The sequence below is a fragment of the Flavivirga algicola genome (genome assembly GCF_012910715.1).
GTDB classification, from domain to species: Bacteria; Bacteroidota; Bacteroidia; order Flavobacteriales; family Flavobacteriaceae; genus Flavivirga; species Flavivirga algicola.
The window spans coordinates 53,496-79,435 of the sequence record NZ_JABBHF010000007.1; the positions used below are offsets into that span (position 1 = coordinate 53,496).

Below are 25,940 nucleotides of genomic sequence, written 5' to 3' on the forward strand. Positions count from 1 at the left end.
TATGGGATATAACAACCTAAACAAACAATTTCTAAAAACAGCTAGTTTAGTAACTTTTTGGGTGTTTTTTATCAATATAATGTCTTTTGGACAATCTCAAGACAGTATTCCATTTGAGCCTAACATTGTTTTTGGTGGGCAGTTTAAAGACCTAATTCTTCCAATGCCAATAATAAATGGTCTTGAAACCGAAGGAATATGGGGGAATGAAAATGTTATTCCCCGTGATAAGGATAACGGAATTGAAGATAATGAATGGTGTTATTGGGGGGGAAATCCCATACTTGGTAATGATGGTAAATATCACATTGCAATATGCAGATGGCCAGAAAATAAAGGTCACCATGGTTGGTTTAATTCTGAAGTAGCACATTGTGTTTCTGATACTCCAATAGGGCCATACAAAATTACAGGTACAATTGTTGAAAAAGGTCATAATCCTGAAGTTATAAAAATGCCTGATGGTAGTTTTGTTTTACATACTTTAGGTTCAAAGGTTTTTAAAGCTAATCATATGAAAGGCCCATGGGAACGAATAGGTTCGATGAAACTAGATGCAAGAGGTTTTAGACCAGATGATAAGTTTGGTTCAAACCTGACTTCAGAATATCGCCCTGATGGAAGCATTATAGTCATGAAAAAAGATGGCGATATAACAATATCGCGAAAAGGAATTCTTGGCCCATACAAAATGATGTCCATAAATAATTATACCCGAACAACAGGTTACCCAGAAGATCCTGTGATTTGGAGAAGCAGGCATCAATATCATGCGATCTACAACCATGCCCAAGATCGTAAAAGCGGTTATATGCGTTCTATTAATGGTATTCATTGGAAGAATGAAGCAGGGTTGCCTTATGATGCTTCCACTACTTTTTATACAGATGGCACAAAAAATACGTGGTACAAGTTTGAAAGACCAAAAGTTCTCCAAGATTCTTTAGGTAGAGCATCACATTTATCTTTAGCCATAATGGATGTGGCTAAAAGCAAGGATAAAGGAGACGATAATCATAGCTCTAAAAACATGATTATGCCTCTTGTGCTGGAAAAACTTATTACCATATTAAATGATGAACCTATAACACCGAAAACAAAAAAAATCACACTTAAAATTAAGGCAGAGCATGGATTTAATCCCCAGAAAGATTTGGATATAAAATCACTTCGTTTTGGGTCTGACCAACTTGTAAATTATGGGGGAGGATGTAAAGCAGCGAGTACAAAAAATAGCGGTAAAGATTTAATCATCATCTTTAAAGGGCAAAATGGAATTAACCATCGGGACTTTGATTTTAAGTTAATAGGGCAAACTAAAAAAGGAGACCTTATTTATGGTTATGCGCTTCTCCCCGGGAGATCGATAGAAGAGGAAGCGCTTATAGTACTGCCAATTAAAATAAATGATGTAAACGGTAGTAAAGTACTTGAGAGTGAAATTGAAAACGGTGGACTTTCGAAATCAAAAAACTTTAAGGCTGAAATTCGAGAATATAGCAGAACAGGGCTTCGAATATTAAAAACAATTGACTTTGCTTCATTACTACCTTACGAAAGTACTAAGATAAGTATTCCTCTAGAGGATTCAGATACAGGTAATCGTGAATATGAGATAGTTATTCTTGGTGATAGGCATTACGATGAACTTTGGCAAAAGCTTGATGAAACTAACAGTTCGGTAGAATTTATAGGCAATTGGCAAAAACGAAAAAAAGAGGAAAAATCTTGTTTTATGGGGAGTGAGATGGTGAGTACAACTATTGGAGATTCTGTAGAATTTACATTCACAGGAACAAGAGCAAAAGTATATGGAAAATTGGGACAAAGAAAGGGTCCACATGAAATAGGGGCTTATGATGTGTACATCGACGGTGAATTCGTTGAAAAAATAAGATGTGGTTGGAGGCCGATATCGCAATCTCCAATCTATCAAACTAATGTGCTAAATATGGGAAAACACTCCTTGAAATTGGTTAAATCAAAGTCTGAATATATGGGAGAGGTTACAATAGATGCATTTGCTTATGAGACCGTTCCCTATAAGAAGAGAAAAGATTGAATTCCAAATGGGAATTAGAGAAATACTTTATTTATAAAAGTTGGTTAGGAACATTTTAATAAATATAAGGTGACTTAAAATTAATATTAGAAATTAATCTATGAAGTTTATAAAACAAATATTAACAGTTGTAATATGCTCTACACTCTCAGTAGGTTGTAAAGAAGAGTCACCTCAAATTTTGAGTCCAAATGGTGATTTGAAATTGCATTTTAGTATATCTAAAAACGCTCTGTTAATTACACAGCTCTTCAAAGGTGATACCATCATTAAAAAATCCCCTTTAGGCTTGACCATAAATGGCTCAGATATTCTAAGAGATTTCGAATTAAAAAAAATAGAAAAACAAAATTTTAAAGAAACTTGGAAACCAGTAATTGGTAAGGCTAAACAAGTAGAAAATAATTATAATGAGTTAACCTTTCATGGTATTAGTAATGGCAAAAATAACATTGAATTTAATGTCGTTTTAAGATGTTATAATGATGGTTTTGCATATCGTTATAATATTCCAAAACAAGACGGAAAAGATTCAATTCAAATTAATAGTGAATCAACGAAATTAGCCTTTAATTCAGATTTTACTTTTTGGGGGTATAATGGAGAACACCACAATATTGGACCATTAATTTGGTCTAAAAGTAAGGACAGTACTTATAGAATACCATTAGTAACCAAACAAAATAATAATACTTATGTTGGTATTCATGAAGCTGAGATTATAAGATATGCGCCTTTTGAAATTAAAAAGAATACTGGTGGAGATAATTCGGTAGGTATTAAAGTAAAAGAAACTAAAGATGAACTTCCCATAAAAACGTCTTGGAGAACTTTTATTATTGGTGAAAACCCTGGAGATTTAGTAAATTCTAACTTGCTGGTGAACCTTAATGAACCTTGTAAAATTGAAGATATATCATGGATTAAACCAGGTCGTGCAGTTTGGGATTGGCGAGTTTGGGGATATAAATCCAATGATGGTTTTGAATATGGGCTAAATACAAAATCTCATTTCAGGTTTATTGATTTTGCTGCAGAAAATAATATTCAATATTTATTGATAGATGCTGATTGGTATGGACCAGAGTTTGAACAAAATTCAGACCCAACTAAAGCCAGAGAGGGCATTAATATTGAAAATTGCATGGCGTATGCAAAAAGTAAGGGGATTGGAGTCATATTATATCTTAATGATGTTGGAGCCAAAAAGTTTGGTTTAGAGCGTGTTTTAAAACAATTTTCAGATTGGGGAGCATCGGGTGTTAAATATGGTTTCATGAGAGGTTCTATAGAAAAAAAAGTGCGTCATACCAGAAGCGTTGTTGAATTATGTGCCAAATATAAATTAATGGTAAATTTTCATGATGGGCCTATACCTCCTAGTGGTGATGATAGAACATGGCCAAATTTAATTACAAAAGAATTTTGTCATTCTCAGGCAGATGCATTACGTTCTTATTATCCAGAAACTATCGTTACTACAACTTTTGTGAACATGATGGCTGGGGCTATTGATAACTGTGACGGATGGTTCGATTTTGATAACAGTATAGAAAGGGTAAGGGTGTTTCAAGAAATACCTGGTACAGTAGCTGCTGAAGTTGCTAAATTGATTGTAGTTTATACAGGAATGAATATTATGCCAGACGCTCCAGAAGAATATTTAAAGAAAAACGATTTATTTGATTGCATAAGAAAAATGCCTGCACAATTTGATAGTTTTAAGGTTGTTGATGGCGAAATTGGAGCATATATAGTAGCCGCAAGACAAGCTGGTGAAAATTGGTTTGTTGGGGCACTTACCAATAGGGAGAGTAGAGAATTAAATATTGAATTAAGCTTTCTTTCAGAAAATGAAAATTATAATGTTACCATTTATGAAGATGCTGAAACCACGCATTTTTTAGATGAGAGAGAAAGTTATAAGATAAGGAAAGAAGTCGTGAAAAAAGGGGATAACATAAAATTAAAGTTAGCTAAGGGAGGAGGAGCTTCGCTTCATCTAGAAAAAATATGAAATGAGATTAGTACCAAAAAACGTTAGAATTAAGAATATGAAAAATACTTTATTAATAGGGGTACTTGTAGCCGCTTTGTTTGTGTCTTGCGCCAAACAAAAAGAGACACAAGATATTGAAAAAAAGTCTATTCAGAGTTTTGAACCAACAATCGAATCTCTTCAAAACTATGAATGTCCCGAATGGTTCAGAGATGCAAAATTTGGAATCTACATGCATTGGGGAGCATACTCTGTTGCTGAACAAGGGGAGTGGTATGCCAGAAGGTTATATGTAGAAGATAGACCAGAGTATAAACACCACCTTGAAACGTACGGGCATCCTTCCAAATTTGGGTACAAAGATTTTATCCCTATGTGGAAGGCCGAAAATTTTAACCCAGATGAATTAGTTGCCCTGTTCAAAAGAGCAGGCGCTAAATATTTTACCCCCTGTGCCGTACATCACGATAATTTCGACTTATGGAATTCTAAGCACCACAAATGGAATGCTGTAAATATGGGTCCCAAAAAAGATTTAATAGGGATGTGGCGAGAAGCGACCTTAAAAGCAGGATTGCGCTTTGGCGTTACCACGCATTTATCAAGAAGTTACAGCTGGTTAAATACAGCTAATGGTGCTGATTCTGAAGGTCCAATGAAAGGTGTGCCTTATGATGGTGCTCAAGGCGAAGGCGAAGGACTTTATCCGCCTAAGCATGATGATACACACACCAGGGCACCATTTAATGCGCCAAAAGAATGGCGGGATTTGTGGGCCAATAGACTTAAGGATTTAATAGATAACTACCATCCAGATTTGCTTTATTTTGATTGTGCTGTTCCTTTTAGGGGAGACGATGGAGGGAAAACAGGCATGGACGTTATTAGCCATTTATACAACCACAGTATAAAAAATCATAATGGTACAAATGAAGCCGTAATGACTATTAAGGACCGTCCGTGGCAAGGCTTGTATGCCGATGGTATGGCCACTCTCGATTTTGAACGCGGAAAAGCGAGCCATATATTGAGCGAACCCTGGCAAACAGACGATTCAATGGGGCCTTGGGGATACAATGTAAACAGACCATACACTACAAGTGCAACCCTAATTGATAAGTTAATAGACATTGTAAGTAAAAATGGCAACATGTTACTTAACGTGCCTATAAAAGCAGATGGCACGTTAGATGAAACCGCCACGTCTATTTTGGAAGATATGGGTAAATGGCTGGCTGTAAATGGAGAGGGAATTTATGGAACAAGACCTTGGTATACGTTTGGAGAAGGACCAACACACCACATGCCACATTTTACAAAAAAATCACCCTATGGCAAAAAGGACATTCGATTTACAGTTAAAGATAATTACCTGTATGCCTTTGTTTTGGATTGGCCTGGCGATAATACCGAAATACTTATTGAAAAGATAACAAAATTAAATACCAGGGTTGGAGAAATTAAATCTATAGAATTGTTGGGATATGATGGTGAAATTAAATGGAAAGCTGGCCCTGATGGCTTGGTAATAAATACACCAGACCAAAAACCAAATGACTTTGCTTATACATTTAAAATAGAATTGAAGGAGTAATAATAAGTCTGAGTTAAGAATAAACACTCCCGCGTTAGTAATAAATTTAAACTATAGAGAAATGAAAATTAAAGACCTAGTTTCAATAATCTTAAGAATTATTGGGTTGGTTGCATTTTGGAAATCAATCCAAACTTTTGGTTCAATGTTAAGTGGTGTTGGAGTATTGACTTCAATGTTTTCAAATAATCATCATGTGAATAATTCATTTATGATTGTTATAGGGACGGCTATGGTTTTGAATTTTATATTACCCTTAACTGTTGCTATTATATTCATATTTCGGACTGAAAGAGTGTTGTCAATAATTAAGATTAAAGAGCAAGACCAGATCGATTTAAATCTTGACAAACATTTACTTTATCATCTGGTAATAATTGTATTTGGGTTTATGATTATTATGCATGGATCTGGAAATTTTCTTGAGTTTAATTTCAAGACTGATACCAAAACAGAATATACTACAAAAAACATTTCGAATAAAAATCAATCGCCGAATATTTCAAAAGAGGAAAAGGTTTTTGTGACAAACTCAAAGAGTAAGAATATGAACTATTTTGCTTTGATTGAGATTGTTTTTGGAGTTGTTTTATTGACTAAAGCTACTGATATATCTAAGAAAATCGAGAATAATTTTACTTCAAAAAGAACTGATTAATTAATAATTAAAACTATAAGAACAGGTATAAGTAATGGTGGTAATATATTCAAAATCATATAATTTACCTTCAGTTCATTAAAAATATGCATTTACATTTAAAAATAGTGATATGGATTGTGGTTGGAATTACAGGATGTAGTTATATATCGGCTCAAAATAATCCCCTAAACATGAATGCACTATACACTGCCGACCCTACTGCCCGAAATTGGGGAGATAATAAGATATGGCTTTATACGTCACACGATGTACCCTGTATGGCCAGCTATTCTGCCATGAACGATTGGCATGTTTTTTCTTCTAAAGATGGCATAAGTTGGAAAGATTACGGTCCTGTACTGTCACTAGATAAATTAAACCAACAAGGATGGAAAGTATATAATGCCTGGGCTCCGGATTGTGTAAAAAAAGATGGTCGCTATTATTTTTATTTCCCTGTTAAAGGTATGGAGGACAAGGTATGGAAAATAGGCGTCGCAAGAAGTAAAAAGCCTTTTGGCCCATTTGAAAAACCAGTATTGGTAGTCGCAAATTGGGGAATAGACCCTAATGTATTTGTGGACGATGATGGCAAAGCTTATCTGTATTGCCAATATAAAATGGGAGAACTCAATAACGATATGGTCACCGTTAAAGAGGAGACTGTTGTAGAGTTGAAAGATGTAGCCCATATTCCTTATAGCCACTATGAGGGACCTTTTGTATTCAAGCGGAAAAATAAGTATTATTATATATGTTCATCCGAAGGTTACAAACGGTTAATTTATTATATGAGCGACCGTCCCCTGGGACCATGGGAATATAAAGGTACGCTAATGGCGCCAGATGAAAGACCAGCGGAAAATAATCATGCTTCGGTCGTTAAATTTAAAGATAAATGGATGTTATTTTATCATAGAAAAGAATGTAACAAAGCCCGAAAAATATGTGCAGATTATATGGCTTTTAATGAAGATGGGAGTATTAAAGAAGTTATAAGAACGGATAAAGGAATCAAATTTTAGTAGAGAAAACCCATAGAATTTTTGCCTTAAGGATAGTTCATTTTAAAAAATAGTTATTTAAAAAGTTAAAATCCGAAGTAAATGTTAGAGAGTCTTTGTTGTAATCTTTTTTTATGCAATGATCTGTTTAATAGATTCTTAAAAATAAAACGTTGAAAAAATATTACTGTGTTGAATGTTTATAACACTATATTGACCAAATTAACATCCTAATCTAATTACCATAGTCGTTATTTTAGCTATTAGTTAATTAATAAATTTAATAGCATTTAATCCCTTAGAGAAGTTCTCTTCAAATAATTTAAAAATAGAATGTACAAAAAAAGTATCGTATTGATATTTGCGTTGTTTGTAATATCAAGCTGTTTTGCTAGTAAAACAAAATACTGGTATGTTTCCACAGGTAAGCAAACCACTGGAGTAGGGTCAAAAGAAAAACCGTTTGCATCCTTGGAAGAAGTGCGTAATGCCATTCGTGAATATCGAAAAACACATTTAGAAAAAGAAAGCCATATAGTCATTATAGATGATGGCCATTATCACTTATCATCAACCTTTGTTCTCGAAGAAGAAGACGGAGGTGTAGAAGGGTATCCTGTAATTTATCGAGCTAAAAATAAAGGAAAAGTGTATGTTTCAACAGCGCCAGAACTATCCTCAAAAATATTTAGAAAAGCGACAGATAAAGAAGTGTCGAGATTGCATCCAAAGGCAATAGGACATGTTCTTGTTGCGGACTTAAGTACCGATTTGGTTAACCAATTTGGTAATGGACAAGGTGATTATGGTGCTTTAGCATGGAATGAGCACATGCTACAGTTGGCACAATGGCCAAATAGAGGGTATAACCTTTTAGATAAGGTTGTAGATATAGGTCCAACACTTCGTTGGTTAAAAACATCAGAGAAAGAAGCGCCATATAGTTATGAAAAACCTACAGGGGGAAAATTTACTATAAAGGAAAAAACAGATTTCTCTCTATGGAAGGCTGAATTGGAGCGTACATTAGATATTCGTCAAGATGGTTACTTAAGTATCGATTGGGCAAAAGACCCCAATCAATTGGCAAGAGTTTCCGAAAAAGGAGAAATTCAATTACTGGACGCCACGCGCTATGGCATTGGAGGTGTAAAATATACAGGAGGTTACTCTAAAGATAATCCAAAGCCTAAGTTTTTAAGAAATAGAAGATTGGTGTTTTTAAACGTACTGTGTGAACTGGATATGCCAGGGGAATGGTATGTAGATCGTTTAGAAAACAAATTGTATTTGTGGCCAATAGATAATAAGGGTTTTGAAAATGCAACAATAGCCATACCTAGTGGACCAAACATGGTAGAATTAAAAAACACAAATTATATAAAAATTGAAGGAGTTGTTTTTGAAAATGGAGGTAAAAAAGTGTTAGACATAAACGGTGGTAGCCATAATGAAATTGCAGGATGCACTTTTAGGAATTTACAAGGTATGGCAGCCACAGTAAATGGTACAAATAACGGATTTCGAAGTTGTGATTTTTATAATATGGATACATGCTTAAGTATCACAGGAGGCGATTTTAAAACACTTAAAAAGTGTAATAACTATGTGATTAATTGCGATTTTCATGATTTTAAATCCATGGGGTATGGAGCCATTAGTCTTGTTGGATGCGGTATGACTTTCGAAAACAATATTGTACATCAAATAAGTTCTGGTATTTGGTATTCTGGTTTTTATATAGAATTTAGAAACAATGAATTTTTTGATGTAGGTTGGGGTATGGGTGACTGGAATATATTATACCAGGGCGCAAATATTTGGTGTAATGGTAACGTTATAGAGAACAACTTCTTTCACAATATGTTTGGGCATCCAGGCATTGCACACCCTATTATAGCTATAAGAAATGATGATGGTGGCTCTGGTACAACCTATAGAAGTAACATTTTTTATAAAACAGGTAAAGGTAGTATCGTAACTATGGGGCCTAGTTGTCATATAAAAGATAATATAGCTATTGACTGTGGTACCATTTGGAGAACAAACAAAAGACCAATTACACCTGAAGCTATTGAAAAAGAATACGAAGAAATTAGAGTGAATTTTGAGAGTGGCAAGTTCCCTAGAGGCAATAAAGAAGATAGAATTTATAATGCAGAACAAGCCATAGGAAAAGAGGCCTGGAATAAGGAACCGTTTAGAAGTGCCTTTCCCGATTTTGCAAAATACATGAAAGAAAATCCATTTGCGCAAAGTTATAGCTCTATTACAAATTCCTATAGTGACCAAGTAGATGAAAGCTATCCATATAATGTTTTTTACATCCATGGATCCTTTCAACTTACCGAAAGTGACGGAGGTATTCACCATAAAAAGAAAATGGAGGTTGCCTTTCCTAAGAGTTTTAAGTATAATGCACCGCGTAAAATATCTAAAACAGATTTTGTAGATTTTAAATCTCTTGATTTTACCTTAAAACCTGAATTTGAAACGTTTTCAGGTTTCAAAGCCTGTGACATGAGTAAAATAGGACTGTATAAAGATACATACAGAACCAATCCGCCAAACGCTAAGACATATAGAAGTGCCTTGTATGAAAAAAACAAGTTCCGCTTATCTGAAGCTACGGGGCTTAGCTATCCTAAAGATGCCTACAAGTTGTACCCAATTCAAAGCTGGATGGAAGAAGAACCAATCGAACAAACAATATATCCATATTTAAGTGGCATAGATGATATAGGCTGGGTTGCAGATAAGGGCCCTCGAAGAGATAGTAATTACAGAGGAGGTACTTTAACCATTGCAGGCAAAAAATATGATTACGGTATAACGTTGAAGCCTAATAAAGATAAAGGACAAAGTGAAATTGTTTTCGATTTATCAGATTTTCCAAAAATTAAAGGGCTAAAATCAACTATAGGTGCAGATGATAATTATGGAAAAGGAAGTTGTACGTTTATTATTATGGCTAAAAAAGGTAAGAAATGGAAAGAACTGTATAAAAGCGAAGAAATTTCTAAAGGCAAGGCAGGAAAAGATATAGAAGTAGCATTGAAGGGCTACAATTCTATAAAATTAATTGCAAAAGGGAAGGCTGTAGCAGTATGGGCAAATGCGATGTTTACAGAATAAAAACCGTATTGATTAATAGTATAATAAGTATAAAAGTATAAACAGATGAAAGTAATAAATATGCTCACAAAATTAAACACCATAATTATCTTATTGATAGCAAGTTTTTCATGTCAATCTCAGGTGTTAGAGATGTCTGTTTTAGACCACGGAGCAGTAAACGATGGTGAAACCCTAACTACAAAAGCCATACAAAATACAATTGATAAAGTAAGTGAGAAAGGTGGAGGGGTGGTAAAAGTGCCAAAAGGCGTTTATTTATGTGGTACCATTCTTTTAAAAGATAATGTAACACTTCATTTGGAAAAGGGCGCAGAAATTATAGGCAGTTACTATTTGAAAGATTATTATAATATAGACCCGTTTACAGATGCGGTTGGTCAAAAAAGAGGGAATTGCTTAGTAGGAGCGAAAGATGCCAAAAATATTGCCATCACAGGTAAAGGTGTTATAAATGGAAGGGGTGAGTATATGATTTTTGGAAAGGGTGAACGAAGTAAGAGACCCTTTCTGGTGAGAATTGTTGGCTGTACTAATGTTGAAATAAGAGATGTTGTGGTGCGCAATTCTGCTGCTTGGACCATACATTTATTTCAATCAAAAAAAGTAAACATTGATGGGATACGCCTTCTGTCGCAGTCAGAACAAAATGGAGACGGTATTGATATCGATTCTTCCCAAGATGTAGTCATTACGAATTGTGATATTAATGCGCACGATGATGCTATTTGCTTTAAAACGACCAGTCCAGTCCCAACTAAAAACTGTAAAGTCTCAAATTGTTTGTTATCCAGTAGCTGGGGAGCCATTAAATTTGGAACAGAGTCTATGGGGAATTTTGAAAATATAGAAGTATCCGATTGTTATATCTACGATACCAAAGGCGGTGGTGTAAAAATATTAAGTGCAGATGGTGCTAATATTAAAAACCTAAACATTCACGATTTAGAAATGAATGATGTAGAAATGCCAATTTTTATCCGTTTGGGGAGCAGGCTTCGTACATATCGAGACGCAGAAAAACAAGCTGTAGGCTCTATGAACGGTATCAAAATCAGTAACATTAAAATTCATGGAAAGAGATATAAGGAATGGCGCATGGCTCCTGCTTCTACAATTTTTATAACAGGCATACCAGAGGCAAAGATTAAAAATGTACGTATTGAGAACATTGATGCAAAAATGTATTTTGCAGGTACGGCAGATGTGGTTGATAAGGTTGTCCCTGAAAATGAAAGGAAATATCCAGAGTATTTAAAGTTTGGCGTGTTACCTGCATATGGTGCTTATATTCGTCATACCGAGAATATTCAAATCAAGAATTTCAAAATAAATACCGTAGAACAAGAACAGAGACATCTTATAAAAATAGATGGTGTTAAGGGATTCAAATTAGATGGTATATATACCGAAAAGGATGAAGGCGCAGTTACGCCAATAGCAATCGCTAATTCTTCAGATACCGTTATTAAAAATGTAAATATTAGTGGAAGTACCTCCGATAATCATATTCAGTATGATAAATAATTTACAGAATGGGTTAAACACTTTTAAATAATAATGAGCAAAATTAAAGAACGATTAGGAATGAAAAATTTCAAAGCCATAATCATAGGCTTGGTAACACTATGCTGTATAACCATTCCAAATAAAGGCATCGCACAGAAAAAGCGGAAAAAGAAGAATGTATTGGTAATTTATACGGATGACCATAGATATACAGGTGTGCATGTGTTAGGAAATCAGCAGATAAAAACGCCACACATAGACCGTTTAGCTAAAGAGGGTATTCGATTTAACAAAACATATTTAATGGGAGCTATCACTGGAGCCACGTGTGTTCCCAGTCGTGCCATGTTACTTACGGGTAGAAATATGTTTAGTTTAAAAGGAGAAGGAAGGCATATTCCCAAAGTCCATACAACCATGGGAGAGACTTTTCAAAAGGCAGGATACAATACGCATATCGTGGGCAAGTGGCATCAGGATATAGCGTCTTTAAGTAGGTCTTTTGATTCAGGATCTACGGTTATGAGTTTAGGTGTTTATCTTCAAGACCATTTTAGAATGCCTATGTGGGACTGGGACAAAACAGGAGAATTTCCTAAAGATAAAGCCTACCTTTTGGAGTATGATGACAAGGGAGAGGTAATAAAAAGAGATATTAATAAGCAGGATAAAAGAGGGCAAATAGGAAATGAAAAATTAGCACCACATTCTTCTGAAGTTTTTGCAAATAGTGCGAGTAAGTTTATAAGGCAGTATAGAAGTAAGAATCCATTTTTTATGTACTTAGCCTTTCATGCACCACACGATCCACGACAGGCACCACAAAAGTATAAAGATATGTATCCCGTTAAAGATGTTGAGCTGCCTCCTTCTTATATGCCTCAACATCCTTTTGATAATGGACACCTTTATATAAGAGATGAGCGTTTGGCAACTTTTCCTAGAACCAAAACGGTCGCACAAGAACAATTAGCATCCTATTATGCGATAATAACCCATTTAGATGATCAAATAGGTAAGGTTGTTCAAGCTTTGAAAGATAGTGGGCAATATGAAGATACAATAATAGTATTGGCAGGTGATAGTGGTTTGGCAGTAGGCAATCATGGATTAATGGGCAAACAAAATTTGTATGATGAAGATGGTATCCATATCCCTTTTATTATATCGGGAGGTATAAAAGAAAAAGGAAAAGAAGTGAATACCTATGCCTATATACATGATATTTTTCCAACAATTTGTGATTTGGCACAAATAAAAATGCCAGAATCGGTTTTAGGTAAAAGTTTAAAGCCAGTAATTATAGGGGAAGCGAAAGCCATTCGGGACTATACTTACCATGCTTATAGGCAACATCAACGTGCTTATAGAAAAGGAGATTTTAAATTAATTGAATTTGTAAAAGCTCCTGAATATAATTCAAAGAAAAAAACAGAACAGCTAACAGGTTCCAAAGTGACTTTACTCTTTAATATTACCGAAGACCCTTGGGAGACACAAAATCTGGCATTTTTCCCTAAATATAAGAAAGTTGTTGCAGCAATGAAAAGGGAGATGAGGGAAAAAGCCGTTCAACTAGGTGATAAAAAAGAAAATCTACAAGATTTATACATCCCTAGATTGAGTTTAAAATATGATTTCTGGGATTATTATTAGCATATAAGCATTAAGTAGAGGCACCTATTTAGAAATATTGGAATGATTATATCTTGTATAGTTGATATCTCATAATAATAAAAACTTTATTATAAGTTTTCATACCTCTCTTATTCTGTATAAACCTTTATATACAAACACATTTGAAAGATATATTAAAAAAGGTAACATTATGTAGCTTAATATCCATTTTTATTTTGACTCTTTTTAGTTGCGAGAAAGTTGTGAAGAATAATAAACCAAAACATGTTGTTTTTATCATGGTGGATGATTTACGTCCAGAATTAAACTGCTTTGGCAAAACACAAATAGTTTCTCCAAATATAGATGCATTGGCTAAGGATGGTGTTATTTTTAGTAATGCTTATTGCAATGTTCCTGTATGTGGCGCTTCGAGAGCAAGTATATTAACGGGGTTATATCCTACTAAAAAACGTTTTACCAATTATGGGTCAAGAGTAGATAAAGATGCTCCAAAAATAACCACCTTGCCCGAACATTTTAAAAATAATGGCTATCTAACTTTAGCTATTGGTAAGATTTTTCATCATCCAGATGATGCACTTCAGAGTTGGTCAAAAACACCTTACAGACCTGATTATCCTAATAGCATAAAACAGCAGGAATTATGGAGAGATTACCAATCGCTTGAAAATAGTTGGACAAAGAAAGAAAAATTACCATTAGGAGCTGCAGGGCCTGCATGGGAAGCTGCAGATGTTCCAGATTCTGTATATTATGATGGAAAAACGACCAAATTAGCATTAGAAGCATTAGAAAAGTTATCAAAATCTGAGCAACCCTTTTTTTTGGGAATAGGTTTTATTAGGCCGCATCTTCCTTTTAATTCTCCAAGGAAATATTGGGATCTCTATAATGAAGATGAGATCACTTTAGCTAAAAATCCGCATATGCCTTTTAATTCACCTAAATTTGCTTGGTTTAATTACAGAGAGCTAAGAGGGTATACAAATATTGCTAAAGACACTTTGCCTATTAAAGCTGAACAAGCAAAAAAACTTCGTCATGGATATTATGCAAGCGTTAGTTTTATTGATGCCCAAATAGGTCGGGTAATTAAAAAACTGAAAAAATTAAATCTATACGAAAACACAACAATAGTGGTATTGGGGGATCATGGTTGGAGTCTGGGAGAGCACTCTTTATGGTGTAAACACTCTTGTTTTAATAATGCTTTGCGTACCCCTCTTATTGTTAAAACGCCTAAGTCTCAAAAAGGAATAAAAACTGAATCCTTAATTAGTTTTGTGGATATATATCCAACACTTTGCGAGCTTAATAACATTGAAAAACCCTTACATATAGATGGTAAAAGTTTTGAGGAAACCCTAATAAATCCAAATATAGAAATAAACGATTATGTTTTTTCCAGATGGGGAAGGGGAGAAACCATTAAATCGCATAAATTTAGTTATACACAATATTTTGATAGGGAAGGAAACCTAAAATCGCATATGCTATATAATCATGAAATTGATCACGAGGAAAATATAAATATAGCTGATAGAACAGAGAATAGGGAACAATTAGAAGAATTATCTAAAGCATTAAATAGGCACCTTTTAAGCAGGGAATAAAGGTCAAATAAAAAGTTTTGTATTAGTCCAAAATCCACTCTGGTAATGTTAATGAGATACTTGGGAATAAAGTAACCAAAGCTAGTACTATAAAGCTAACGATTAAAAATGGGAATCCTGCCTTGCTCACCTTGGCAATGGATACTTTTCCGATACTTGAAGAAATAAACAAGCAAACCCCTACAGGAGGCGTGGTTAAACCAATAATGAGATTTAACACGGCAATCACAGCAAAATGAATAGGGTCTATATCTACAGAAATAGCTAGTTTAAGCAAAATAGGAAAGAGAATTAATAATGCGGCAATCGTTTCCATGAACGTTCCCACAAAAATGAGGAGAATGTTTATCATGAGCAATACCATATACTTGTTTGTGGAAATTCCCAGAATTTCAGAAGAGATTAATTGTGGAACCTGTTCAGTGATTAAAATCCATCCAAATAAATTGGCAAAACCAACCAATAGCATAAGAGATGCTGAGGTTTTCATGGAATCTAAAACTATAATTTGAACTTTTTTAAAGCTTAGTTTTTTATAAACAAAAGCACCAATTAACAACGCATAAATCACGGCAATGATGGAGGCCTCGGTCGGAGTAAAAACTCCTCCAATAATTCCAAAAAGAATAATGAAGGTCATTAACAAAGACCAAAACGTATCCTTAAAGCTATATAATACTTGTCTTAAACTACTTTTTGGATGCTTGGGATATTTCTTTTTCTTCGATATAAAGTAAGCAGTTGCCATTAAGCCTCCTCCTAATAATAGACCAGGAAGTGCGCCAGCAAGAAATAGTCTTCCAACCGATAATCCACTTAGCGTTGCTGCAATAATCATAGGAATACTAGGTGGGATTATTGGCCCCATAGTAGATGATGCAGCGGTTACTGCACACGAGAAATCGGCATCATAACCTTCCTTTTTCATGGCAGGAATCATAATGGAACCCATACTGGCTGTATCTGAGACAGCAGTTCCTGAAATACCTGCAAATAACATAGATGCTCCTATATTTACCAGAGATAATCCCCCTGTAATATGCCCCATTAAATGGTTGCAAAAATTAACGATCTTTTCTGTAAGTCCACCATAATTCATTAGGTTTCCCGCCATGATAAACCCAGGAATACTCAACAATACAAAGACATCGATTCCTGAATAAAGTTTCATAGGAATAACCACTATGGGAATACCATTTAAAACAATATAAACCAAGCATGATAGCCCTAATGAAAATGCAATAGGGAAACGTAGTACTAAACACACTACAAAAACAATAAATAAGACTAATATCATGATTGTGGTTTTTTAAGTTGTTTTAATAGTTTAAGGCCTATAAAATAGCACATGGCAATTCCTAAAATAAGCATGCTGGAAAATACAATGCCCATTTTAATACCCATGCTTGGTGAGTGTTCGGTGAAGCCCATAACGACAAATTCAAAAGCACCAATGGTAAGTATTAAAAAAAGTAAAAAGACAGTGATTAAAATTAATAGTTGAACTCTTTTTTGCCAGCGTTTTTTTAGCATATTAAAAAATACATCTAAATGAATGTAGTAATTTGATTTTAAAGCTAAAGCCGATGCAAAAGCTACCGAAAAGATAAAGAACAAACGGGATACTTCTTCGGTCCATGATGGAGCTTGCTCTAAAAAAAAACGAGCAAATATTTGTAATAATACCGACCCAATTAACAGAAAAACACTCCAAATAGTGCCAATTTTCAAAAACTTTTCAATGTATTTTTTCACACGTTTAAATTTTAAGTAATTTATGAATGTTCGTTTCCTTAATCTAAGTCTTTTAATTCGCGATAAACAGCTTGCATATCTTTAGATAAGCTATTATAAATGGCTTTTTCGCTTTTTTTAATAAAGGCTTCTTTATCTACATTAATAAATTCCATGCCTTTAGATTTTAATTCAGCTTTAATTTTTGATTCGTTTTCTAAAAATAATTTATGCTCATAATCTTGCATGTCTTTTGCTGCTTCCAGCAAAATAACTTTTAAATCCTCAGGTAATTTTTGAAATTGTTTTTCACCAATTACCGGGTATCCAAAACCTAAAACATGTCCCGTTAAGTTAACATATTTTTGAACCTCATAAAACCCAGCATTTTTAATAAAAGCAAAAGGATTTTCTTGTGCTTCAATAGTACCCTGTTGCAATGAAGTAAATACTTCAGAAAATGCCATAGGTGTTGGTTTGGCACCTAAAGATTCCCAAGTAGTAACAAACGAAGGGACATTAGGGACTCTCACGATTAAACCTTGTAAATCATCTGGGTGCTTAATTGGTTTATTTGAGGTAAGATGCCTTGCACCTCTTTGAAAATAACCTAAAGGTCTCAACCCAGTGATGTTTATCATTTGGTCTTCCATGCGTTTTCCAACAGGCCCTTTTATAAAATTCTGAACCTCAGTTGTGTCTTTAAAAAAGAAAGGGAGTTCACAAAAGACGGCAGTTTCAAACCAATTGTTAAGTAGAGAACTTGTTACGGTCATGTCGATGACTTCGGCTTGAATAAGCCTTATGGCTTCAATTTCTTTGGCTAATTGCTCGGAAGGGTATACCTGAAGCTTCATTCTGCCATTTGAACGTTCTTCTAAAATTTTACTGAAATAATCAAAACCTTTAAAAACCGTGTGGTCCTCATTGACCAAAAGACTGGCACGAAATAAATAAGTGTCTTGGTTTTTCTTTTTGCAATTGGTGAGTATTAAGAAACATAAAATGAAAACAAAAAGGCGTATAACATATAGTTTTCTAATTTTTCTCTTTTCGTTTATACTCATATCTCTACAAATTAATTAATGAGCTGTAGCTGCGTTTTAGCTTTTAAAAAGAAGACAAGTAATCAAGCTTCTCATTGTTTCTTTGCTCTTTAGCGGCATTGAAGATATAACATTTTTTCTATTCTTAAAATATCTAAATATTTTACTACGATTAAAATTGTGATTAATTAATATTTTTGAAGAAATACCTTAAGAGAAATATTAGAAATAAACGAAACCCTTGTAATATTATTTTTTTAATGATGGTTTAAGAGTTAAAACTAATTAAAAGAAAGCTTATGGTTTTTAGTTGTAGGACCTCTAATAGCTTATAATTTTATACTTCTATATAGCTGTAAGTATTTGTATACGTATTTTGTATATGTAGCTGTGTGCTTCTTTATGTTCTTAGGTGTTAAAGAGCATATTTAAGACTTGAGTGTTATGAATTGTAAAATAATTTATAAAAAATATCATACGCCATTTCATTATAAGCGAATATTAAGTTTACATATAAATCTGAGTCTATATTAGTGATTTGATAACCAAGAAAAGTAATTTTTATTTGCTCTAATAATTTAATTTCAGGCAATAGCTTTTTAGTTAAAAAAACAACTTAAAAGATATATTAGGAGTAAACCCTAATGAAAAACGTTGAATGACTTGCTCCAATATTACTTCTAATTCTTCTGGTGTGGTTCCTGTAGTTCCAGGAATTGCAATACCACCATCATTTAAAGGTTTGCGCTCCGCTTTATAAATTAAATCTAAAGGTTTTACTCTATTGTAAATATTTAAAAAAGACATCCCAACTTGCCCTTTTAAGGCTTTTGCTTTAGTATTGATATTAAAATCGTGTATTATGGAAGCATCTAAACGGTGAAAATCAGGTAATCTCCTACTATTTACTGAACCAAAATTAACAACTCCAGCTGGTTCTCCATCGGCATCAATTTTTACTTCGTAGCTATTAACTGGTGTAACAGGTTTACCAGATCTGTATTGCCAGCCTAATGAAAACTGCCATTTTTTTAGTTGCAACGTATTAGAAACTCTAAAGTGGTGCGTAATATCGTTGTTGCCTGGAAAACTTTCGGGTGTATCTTTTAGGTTAGGGAATTTAAATGAAATATCATTGAAAGTATAACCTGCCCATACTTTGTAGTTGTTGAACTTGTATTTTAATAATATGTCTAGTCCCTTAATGGTACTTTTTCCTTTTTCTAAATTTTCTAAAGGATTGCTAAAACCATTGGTAAAGGTTGTTAAACCATCAAGTTCTTTGTAATACGCATCAACATCAATATTTAATTTATTATGATGATATAATAGCCCCCCTGATACCTGATTACTACTTAAAAGTGGGAACTGTTCATTATCAGATAAACGCCATAATTGATTTTCTAATCGTAGTTCGGTATGATTAAATTCAACCAACTGAGAAATGGGTTGATTTCTTCTTTCTATGGCAGTTTTAAATCTTAATTGATTATTTATCTGATATTCAAAATTAACACGAGGTTCTATTAAAAATTCGTCAAGAGCATTGTAATGCACCAACCTAAGCCCTCCACTTATCAAACTTTTGTTTTTAAAGTTAAATGTGTATTCTCCAAATAAAGCATTTTTCAAGTTATTATTATCTTGATTTGAGCTTTCTAATTCTGCATCAAAAGGACTTTCTTTACTAATTAGTATATCTAAATCTGTATAGGATAATTGATAGCCAATTTTAAGTTCTTGAGATTCTTTTATTTTTCTTGTAGATAAAAAATTTAAGCCAACATCTATAATATCATTTTTACGAATATTAATTTCTGATAAATCCCCAATACCATCTCCAGTTTCATCTTTAATCTCATTATTTTGATAAAACGAATTATACTCAGAGTAATAAGCCGTTAGTTTTTCATGTTGTCTTTCATTAGAAGCATGTTTCCAGTTAAAACTTACCCCTTTATTTTGAGTTATTAGCGAATCTAAAATCAACTCATTTCCTCCTGTAAAATTAAAGTCCAAGCGATTTCTAGTGTACAAACCACTTACCGATAGGGTATTTTTATTGTTTGGCTTATAAATTAATTTTGAATTAAAATCTGCAAAAGAAAAATCGTTATCACTTGTTTCAGGACTAAAATCATCATCTGTTTCTAATACCAAAGTATTTCCATTTATATCTTTTGCAACACCAAAATTGGTAAAGATTTTATCTTCGTAGCTATTATAAGTTGGTGTTTTAACAAGATCTGAATAAGATCTTCTGGCAAAAGCATACATGGCTACTTTTTTAGAAAAAGGGGCTTTTACGTATACGTTGGTAGAAATTCCATCAATTTCAACGCCGCCTTCAGTTTTCTCTGGAATATTATCCCCACTGGTAATATCTATAATTCCCGAAATTCTATCTCCATAAACAGGACTTGTGCCAGACTTAAAAATGGTGGCTTTTTGTGTTGAAAATGGATTAAACAATGAAAACGTACCATAAAAATAGCCTGTATTATATAACTTAATATTATCATATAAAATTAAGTTTTGATCTGGAGAACCGCCTCTAATTTGAATACCTGTAGCAGACTCATCTAAACTTGTAATACCTGGTATTAGTTGGATACTTTGCGCAATATCTGTTGACACTAAACCTGGAAGGATTCCCAATCTTTTTGTATTAACCTCTATTGAGCCATCTTTATTTCTATCAATACCAGTAGTTATATATCCAGTAATTACAACTTCATCTAAAGACTGATTTTTAACAAAACCTTTATCTGGTGTAATTATAATTTGATTTTCAGATACTTTCTGAAATTTTAACCCTGTTTGTTCTTCCAGAAACGTTAAAAGTTCCTCTAATAAAACATTAGTGAGCTGCAATGTTATCTTTTTGTCTTCTGTAATAGCGTTTGCAAAAGAAAAAGTGACATTATAATTTGTTTCAATATCTTTTATAACAGAAATTAATGGTGTCTCGGCGTAGTTAAAATTTAGTTTTTGTTGCGCATTAGCTACACTTACAGTAAATAAAGACCATAATAAGAAACTATAAAAGTATTTCATGTTTTATTCAGATAGAATAATAAGATTATTTTTTGATCCTTTTTGATAAGTTATGCCCATAGGAGACAATGTTGTTTGTAGGGCATTCTTTAAATTATCATGTCTAAAACTACCTGAAAATATACGACTTGTATCTATATTATTTAACTGAAATGTAATAGGGTATATTTGCTGTAATTCTTCTAAAACATCCATTAATGGTTGGTTCTTAAATTTAGAAATACCTTGTTTCCAATCTGGTGTTTCTTCATTAAAATCAATTTTCTTCACCTTATTCTCTTCTATTAATACTTTCATTCCCTTAGTTAAAATAGAAGGTTCAGAGCTGAAATTATTATTTATAAAACTTACCTTCCCTTCATAACACTTAAGCTCAAAATAAGACCTATCTTTAATATTAAATTCGGTGCCTAAAACTTCCACTTTTCCTTTTGATGTACTTACAACAAAATCATCCCCTTTTTTAACCACAAAATAGGCTTCTCCAGTAAAGTCTACCTCTCTATTATTTTCCCAAAAGAAACGTTTATGAGATAATTTAGAATTAGCATTTAAATCTATTATAGACCCATCTGCTAAAGTAACGCTCATTGTTTCGCCGATACCAGTGGTATATGTTTTTGAAGAATTTAAAAAGACACCTAAGCCAATTAAAACAGCTGCCGCCGCGGCAACAGAGTACCACAGACGAAAAACTTTAGTTTTATTCCTCTTAGTATTAATTTTCTGTTTAACCTTTTCTAAAGCAGTATCAGTATTTATATCAGGACCTTTCAATAATTGAGATTCTCTATTAATAATACTTAATTGCTTGTAGGTATCTGTTTTTTCAAAGCCAATACGCTCTTCTTTGGTAAGCGTTCCCGCTATCCATCTTGCTAAAAAAGTATCGTCTGCATCGTAATTTTCAATCATAAACCTTTTGTCTTATTAACTAGACACTTAAAACTGTAAATACCCTATTATATTTTAATATCTTTTCCTAAAACCTCTCGTAGCTCTTTTAATGCTTTACTCATCCTACGTTCTATGGCTTTTACCGTAAGTCCTGTTATTTCTGCTATTTCTCTATATGTTTTTTGTTCAACTCTACTTAATAAAAAGACTTCTCGTTCTTTTACGGACAATTCATTGATAGCATCTTTTAGCTTTGTTCTGAATTCATTTACTTCAATTAAAAAATCAGGACTTTCGTAATCTGTATTAGCAATAACATCCTGTTGATGCCTTAAAACTACTTTTTGATGTTTTATCTCGTTTAAGAATGAATTGTTGCAGGCTCTATAGATATAAGATTTAGCTTTAGAAAATGAAATAGTAGCACATAATTGCCAAAGTTTTACAAATATATTTTGAACAATATCTTCGGCCTGTTGCAAATCACCACACTTGTAATAGATGTATTTGGTAACCTGTTCATAATACTTATGAAACAATTCATTGTAATTTTTTTCTTCACAAACAGAAGGTTCTTGGGGCATTTCTTAGGCTATTAATGGTGCAAAAGTATAAAAACTTTAAAAAAATAGGGTGTTTTGTTTTTAAGGTGTCTTAAATACACATAATATATACACTCTCTAAATGAAAAAAATAATTTTTATAGTTATCCTTCTTTTTACAAGCTTAAGTTTTTCTCAAGAGTGGGAAACTAATCTTAACAAAGCAAAATCTTTAGCCAAAGAAAAAAATCAAAATATCGTTTTGGTATTTTCTGGATCCGATTGGTGTGCACCATGTATTAAATTAGAAAGAGAAGTGTTTGATACCAATACTTTTAAAGCTTATTCAAAAGACAATTTTGTGATGCTAAAGGCAGATTTTCCTAGAAGAAAAAAGAATGCCCTACCAAAAACACAAGAAACTCATAATAAACAATTAGCAGAACGATATAATTCTAAAGGGTATTTCCCTCTAGTTGTAGTTTTAAATGAAAAAGGCAATGTCTTAAAAGAATTAGGATATGTAAAAACGACTCCTCAAGGTTTTATTGATTTAATAAATAACTAATCTGTATGATGCTAAGAAAGTTCATATTATACGTATTCTTTTTGAGTGTACAAGGGATTCACTCTCAAGAAACATGTAAGCGTACATTGCTGCTAATGGGGAGTCGGTTTGACATTACTGTAGTTGCCGCCAATCAAGAAAAAGCGAATAACTACATTGATATTGCTATAACAGAAATTACAAGAATTGAAAAGCTAATTTCTTCATGGGATCCCAATTCTCAAACCTCACTAATTAACAAAAATGCTGGTATACGAGCTATGAAGGTTGATTTAGAATTATTTCAACTTATAGAAAGAGCCATTCACATTTCTAAACTTACCGATGGCGCTTTTGATATTAGTTACGCCTCTATGGATCGTATTTGGAAATTTGATGGTAGTATGACCAAAATACCTTCTAAAACAGATATAAAGAATTCTGTTTCAAAGGTTGGATATCAAAACATCATTTTAGATAAAGACAAACAAACCATTTTTTTAAAATACAAAGGCATGAAAATTGGCTTTGGTGGCATTGGTAAAGGCTATGCTGCAGATAAAGCTAAAAGTGTTCTTAAGACTAAAGGTGTTGTTGCTGGAATTATTAATGCTTCTGGAGATTTAAACGCTTGGGGTAAACAAACCAATGGAGATTATTGGAGTGTTGCCATTAAAAACCCATTAAATAAAAATAAGGTTTTTGCTTTATTACCCATTTATGAAAACGCGGTGGTTACCTCTGGAAATTACGAAAAAAGAGTAACACTTAACGGTAAGACATTCTCTCATATTATAGACCCCAGAACGGGCTACCCTAGTAGCGGATTAGTGAGTGCAAGTGTCTTTGCTTCTAGTGCAGAATTAGCTGACGCTTTAGCGACATCCATTTTTGTAATGGGGAAAGATGTGGGTTTAGATTTTATAAATCAATTAAAGGCTATAGACTGCATTTTAGTTGATGATGAAGGTAAAGTATACTATTCCAACAATGTTAAAACAGAAGAAAATAAAACACAATAGATGAAAAAGTTAATAATTGTATTGATGACAATAGCAAGTTTAAGCGCCTGTGTAGCTGTTAAAGAATATGAAAAAGTAAATATTAATGATCCCGATATGAAACTATCGTCAATGACTATTGATCGGTTTGAAACCAATTTTCAAGTATATCGAGAAGCGGCCTCTGGAGCTAACGGTGGAAAAACCGGTGGCGGTTGCGGCTGTAATTAAGTGAAACCCATTTTTTGTGAACATAGAGAGACAAAAAATGATGGTTGAACTTATCCTGAGCACAGTCGAAGGATCTTTTAAAAACAATGTCCCTAAATACAAACCCGCTTTACAGTGAGTTTTTAAACAATAATGCATTTACATGAAATTTACCTTATCCCTAATATTATTCTTGTTTTATACTTCTTTTGTTTTTTCTCAAACTAAACAAAAAGATTCAATTAGCTCATATAAGAAAAGAGTTTTAGAAACTACAGAAATAGATTTCCTAATGAGTTATTATCAACAAGAGGGAAATCATGCTTCTGTAGCTGGCGGCATAGGAAATGAGGATCTTACCGATATTACGCCAACATTTGTAGTTGCCATCCCTTTAAATGCTGATGATGTATTAACTATAGATGCTGGTATTTCAACTTATACCTCGGCATCCTCCAGTAATCTTGACCCTTTTGATGCTAGCGGTGCTTCTAATGGTAATGGATATGATGACGATGATGATAAAACTGTCGTTAAGAAACAATCATCAGCTTCAAATGTTACAGGAAGTCCATGGGTAGCTTCTTCAGGGGCTTCAAGTCAAGATACTTGGGGAGGTATAAATGCTAGTTATAGTCATAGCTCTAATGATAGAAATACAATTTGGTCGGCAAATGCTGCCTTTGCTACAGAATATGACTATGCTTCTTTTGGTTTTGGAGCAGGGTTCACCAAACTGTTCAATGAAAAAAATACAGAAATAAGCTTAAAAGCTCAGGTATATTTAGACACCTGGAACCCCAAGTACCCTACAGAATTGGATTCTTATTTGGAAGCTGGACAAAACTTAAATAATGGTTTCTTCAATGGTATTGATATCTTAGACCAAAGCGGTAATGCTATTGATAAAAACTCAGCTACTGCTTGGTCGCCATTCAATACCACACTCATACAAGATAGATCAAGAAATTCTTTTACGTTATCACTTAGTTTTTCTCAAATTTTAAGCAAAAATGCTCAATTCTCAATATTTTTAGATTTAGTACAACAGAAAGGCTGGTTAGCCAACCCCATGCAACGTGTATATTTCCAAGATCGTGCCAATTATTACATTGGTAACGCAACTAGTATTCCAAACTATGCCTCTCCTACAAATAGAGATGTATTTCACTTAGCTGATGATATTGAGCGTTTACCCAATTCAAGGTTTAAAATTCCAATTGGAGCCAGATTCAATTACTATATTAATGAAACTGTTTCACTAAGAGCATACTATCGTTATTACTTTGATGATTGGGGCATTAATTCGCATACAGCAAGTATAGAGTTACCTGTGAAATTAGCTCAGGGTAAATTTGCTATATACCCAACGTATCGTTATTATAACCAAACTGCAGCAGATTATTTTGCGACCTATGAATCGCATTTATCAACTTCAGAATTTTATACATCAGATTACGATTTATCTGAATTTAATAGCAATCAATATGGCTTAGGACTGAGGTATACAGATATATTCACAAAGTTTAAAATTTTCAATTGTGGCCTTAAGTCATTTGATATCAAGTATAGCATCTACAATAGAAGTGATGGGCTAAAAGCAGGCATTCTATCTACAGGCTTTAAATTTATTTTAGATTAAAATAGGGTAAATGTTATCTGAGGTGTATTAATTATATAAACCAAAATCTAACATGCTTAGCTTACAC

General features: G+C 33.4%; 19 protein-coding genes. 13 read left to right on the forward strand and 6 right to left on the reverse strand.

Annotated elements, in window-relative coordinates; translation table 11 throughout:
- Position 1 precedes the first annotated feature (1 nt).
- From HHX25_RS12830 to HHX25_RS12870, 9 genes are all read left to right on the forward strand, one after another.
- Positions 2 to 2,062, forward strand: a complete 2,061-nt coding sequence (locus tag HHX25_RS12830) for a hypothetical protein (protein WP_169674101.1) — start codon at positions 2 to 4, stop codon at positions 2,060 to 2,062.
- 100 nt (positions 2,063 to 2,162) lie between these two features.
- Positions 2,163 to 4,079 carry a glycoside hydrolase family 97 protein gene (locus tag HHX25_RS12835; protein WP_169674104.1) on the forward strand — a complete coding sequence of 639 codons (1,917 nt, stop codon included), beginning with the start codon at positions 2,163 to 2,165 and terminating at the stop codon, positions 4,077 to 4,079.
- Between the two features lies 1 nt (position 4,080).
- The gene (locus HHX25_RS12840) at positions 4,081 to 5,655 is read left to right on the forward strand and encodes an alpha-L-fucosidase (RefSeq protein WP_205958041.1); all 1,575 of its coding nucleotides are present in this window, start codon (positions 4,081 to 4,083) and stop codon (positions 5,653 to 5,655) included.
- A gap of 61 nt (positions 5,656 to 5,716) precedes the next feature.
- Positions 5,717 to 6,313: a hypothetical protein gene (locus HHX25_RS12845; RefSeq protein WP_169674107.1), complete on the forward strand. Its 597-nt coding sequence runs from the start codon at positions 5,717 to 5,719 to the stop codon at positions 6,311 to 6,313.
- 86 nt (positions 6,314 to 6,399) lie between these two features.
- Positions 6,400 to 7,320 carry a family 43 glycosylhydrolase gene (locus tag HHX25_RS12850; protein ID WP_169674110.1) on the forward strand — a complete coding sequence of 307 codons (921 nt, stop codon included), beginning with the start codon at positions 6,400 to 6,402 and terminating at the stop codon, positions 7,318 to 7,320.
- 312 nt (positions 7,321 to 7,632) lie between these two features.
- Positions 7,633 to 10,434, forward strand: a complete 2,802-nt coding sequence (locus HHX25_RS12855; RefSeq protein WP_169674113.1) for an NPCBM/NEW2 domain-containing protein — start codon at positions 7,633 to 7,635, stop codon at positions 10,432 to 10,434.
- A gap of 45 nt (positions 10,435 to 10,479) precedes the next feature.
- Positions 10,480 to 11,961 carry a glycoside hydrolase family 28 protein gene (locus tag HHX25_RS12860; protein ID WP_169674116.1) on the forward strand — a complete coding sequence of 494 codons (1,482 nt, stop codon included), beginning with the start codon at positions 10,480 to 10,482 and terminating at the stop codon, positions 11,959 to 11,961.
- A 33-nt stretch (positions 11,962 to 11,994) separates the two neighbouring features.
- The gene (locus HHX25_RS12865) at positions 11,995 to 13,599 is read left to right on the forward strand and encodes a sulfatase-like hydrolase/transferase (protein WP_240964530.1); all 1,605 of its coding nucleotides are present in this window, start codon (positions 11,995 to 11,997) and stop codon (positions 13,597 to 13,599) included.
- A 224-nt stretch (positions 13,600 to 13,823) separates the two neighbouring features.
- Positions 13,824 to 15,197, forward strand: a complete 1,374-nt coding sequence (locus HHX25_RS12870) for a sulfatase (protein WP_169674119.1) — start codon at positions 13,824 to 13,826, stop codon at positions 15,195 to 15,197.
- Positions 15,198 to 15,219: 22 nt separating this feature from the next.
- Here HHX25_RS12870 and HHX25_RS12875 read toward each other — a convergent pair whose 3' ends face one another.
- The 6 genes from HHX25_RS12875 to HHX25_RS12900 all read right to left on the reverse strand — a co-directional run bounded on the left by HHX25_RS12875 (position 15,220) and on the right by HHX25_RS12900 (position 22,515).
- On the reverse strand, positions 15,220 to 16,494 hold the full coding sequence (locus tag HHX25_RS12875) for a TRAP transporter large permease (protein WP_169674122.1): 1,275 nt from the start codon (positions 16,492 to 16,494) through the stop codon (positions 15,220 to 15,222).
- On the reverse strand, positions 16,491 to 16,952 hold the full coding sequence (locus tag HHX25_RS12880) for a TRAP transporter small permease (RefSeq protein WP_169674125.1): 462 nt from the start codon (positions 16,950 to 16,952) through the stop codon (positions 16,491 to 16,493). The genes HHX25_RS12875 and HHX25_RS12880 overlap by 4 nt, the downstream gene beginning before the upstream one ends.
- 38 nt (positions 16,953 to 16,990) lie before the next feature.
- Positions 16,991 to 17,998, reverse strand: coding sequence for a TRAP transporter substrate-binding protein (locus HHX25_RS12885; protein WP_169674128.1), 1,008 nt, complete (start codon positions 17,996 to 17,998; stop codon positions 16,991 to 16,993).
- A 582-nt stretch (positions 17,999 to 18,580) separates the two neighbouring features.
- Complete coding sequence (locus tag HHX25_RS12890) at positions 18,581 to 21,034, reverse strand: TonB-dependent receptor plug domain-containing protein (RefSeq protein ID WP_169674131.1); 2,454 nt, start codon at positions 21,032 to 21,034, stop codon at positions 18,581 to 18,583.
- A 3-nt stretch (positions 21,035 to 21,037) separates the two neighbouring features.
- Positions 21,038 to 21,949 carry a FecR family protein gene (locus tag HHX25_RS12895; RefSeq protein ID WP_169674133.1) on the reverse strand — a complete coding sequence of 304 codons (912 nt, stop codon included), beginning with the start codon at positions 21,947 to 21,949 and terminating at the stop codon, positions 21,038 to 21,040.
- A 47-nt stretch (positions 21,950 to 21,996) separates the two neighbouring features.
- Positions 21,997 to 22,515: an RNA polymerase sigma factor gene (locus tag HHX25_RS12900; protein WP_169674136.1), complete on the reverse strand. Its 519-nt coding sequence runs from the start codon at positions 22,513 to 22,515 to the stop codon at positions 21,997 to 21,999.
- A 100-nt stretch (positions 22,516 to 22,615) separates the two neighbouring features.
- Between HHX25_RS12900 and HHX25_RS12905 the strand changes: the two genes are divergently transcribed.
- From HHX25_RS12905 to HHX25_RS12920, 4 genes are all read left to right on the forward strand, one after another.
- Positions 22,616 to 23,041 (forward strand): thioredoxin family protein, encoded by a 426-nt coding sequence (locus HHX25_RS12905; protein ID WP_169674139.1) that lies wholly within the window; start codon positions 22,616 to 22,618, stop codon positions 23,039 to 23,041.
- An 8-nt stretch (positions 23,042 to 23,049) separates the two neighbouring features.
- Positions 23,050 to 24,042: an FAD:protein FMN transferase gene (locus HHX25_RS12910; RefSeq protein ID WP_169674751.1), complete on the forward strand. Its 993-nt coding sequence runs from the start codon at positions 23,050 to 23,052 to the stop codon at positions 24,040 to 24,042.
- Positions 24,043 to 24,252 carry a DUF4266 domain-containing protein gene (locus HHX25_RS12915; protein WP_169674142.1) on the forward strand — a complete coding sequence of 70 codons (210 nt, stop codon included), beginning with the start codon at positions 24,043 to 24,045 and terminating at the stop codon, positions 24,250 to 24,252. It abuts the gene before it with no gap.
- Positions 24,253 to 24,394: 142 nt separating this feature from the next.
- Complete coding sequence (locus HHX25_RS12920; RefSeq protein ID WP_169674145.1) at positions 24,395 to 25,873, forward strand: DUF3570 domain-containing protein; 1,479 nt, start codon at positions 24,395 to 24,397, stop codon at positions 25,871 to 25,873.
- Positions 25,874 to 25,940 lie beyond the last annotated feature (67 nt).

What these genes read in the sequence shown, in the direction of transcription:
- HHX25_RS12905 (WP_169674139.1), top strand. Translation starts at nt 22,616, where the DNA reads ATGAAAAAAATAATTTTTATAGTTATCCTTCTTTTTACAAGCTTAAGT.
- HHX25_RS12830 (WP_169674101.1), top strand. Translation starts at nt 2, where the DNA reads ATGGGATATAACAACCTAAACAAACAATTTCTAAAAACAGCTAGTTTA.
- HHX25_RS12910 (WP_169674751.1), top strand. Translation starts at nt 23,050, where the DNA reads ATGCTAAGAAAGTTCATATTATACGTATTCTTTTTGAGTGTACAAGGG.
- HHX25_RS12885 (WP_169674128.1), bottom strand. Translation starts at nt 17,998, where the DNA reads ATGAGTATAAACGAAAAGAGAAAAATTAGAAAACTATATGTTATACGC.
- HHX25_RS12860 (WP_169674116.1), top strand. Translation starts at nt 10,480, where the DNA reads ATGAAAGTAATAAATATGCTCACAAAATTAAACACCATAATTATCTTA.
- HHX25_RS12835 (WP_169674104.1), top strand. Translation starts at nt 2,163, where the DNA reads ATGAAGTTTATAAAACAAATATTAACAGTTGTAATATGCTCTACACTC.
- HHX25_RS12875 (WP_169674122.1), bottom strand. Translation starts at nt 16,494, where the DNA reads ATGATATTAGTCTTATTTATTGTTTTTGTAGTGTGTTTAGTACTACGT.
- HHX25_RS12900 (WP_169674136.1), bottom strand. Translation starts at nt 22,515, where the DNA reads ATGCCCCAAGAACCTTCTGTTTGTGAAGAAAAAAATTACAATGAATTG.
- HHX25_RS12920 (WP_169674145.1), top strand. Translation starts at nt 24,395, where the DNA reads ATGAAATTTACCTTATCCCTAATATTATTCTTGTTTTATACTTCTTTT.
- HHX25_RS12840 (WP_205958041.1), top strand. Translation starts at nt 4,081, where the DNA reads ATGAGATTAGTACCAAAAAACGTTAGAATTAAGAATATGAAAAATACT.
- HHX25_RS12855 (WP_169674113.1), top strand. Translation starts at nt 7,633, where the DNA reads ATGTACAAAAAAAGTATCGTATTGATATTTGCGTTGTTTGTAATATCA.
- HHX25_RS12895 (WP_169674133.1), bottom strand. Translation starts at nt 21,949, where the DNA reads ATGATTGAAAATTACGATGCAGACGATACTTTTTTAGCAAGATGGATA.
- HHX25_RS12850 (WP_169674110.1), top strand. Translation starts at nt 6,400, where the DNA reads ATGCATTTACATTTAAAAATAGTGATATGGATTGTGGTTGGAATTACA.
- HHX25_RS12865 (WP_240964530.1), top strand. Translation starts at nt 11,995, where the DNA reads ATGAGCAAAATTAAAGAACGATTAGGAATGAAAAATTTCAAAGCCATA.
- HHX25_RS12845 (WP_169674107.1), top strand. Translation starts at nt 5,717, where the DNA reads ATGAAAATTAAAGACCTAGTTTCAATAATCTTAAGAATTATTGGGTTG.
- HHX25_RS12890 (WP_169674131.1), bottom strand. Translation starts at nt 21,034, where the DNA reads ATGAAATACTTTTATAGTTTCTTATTATGGTCTTTATTTACTGTAAGT.
- HHX25_RS12915 (WP_169674142.1), top strand. Translation starts at nt 24,043, where the DNA reads ATGAAAAAGTTAATAATTGTATTGATGACAATAGCAAGTTTAAGCGCC.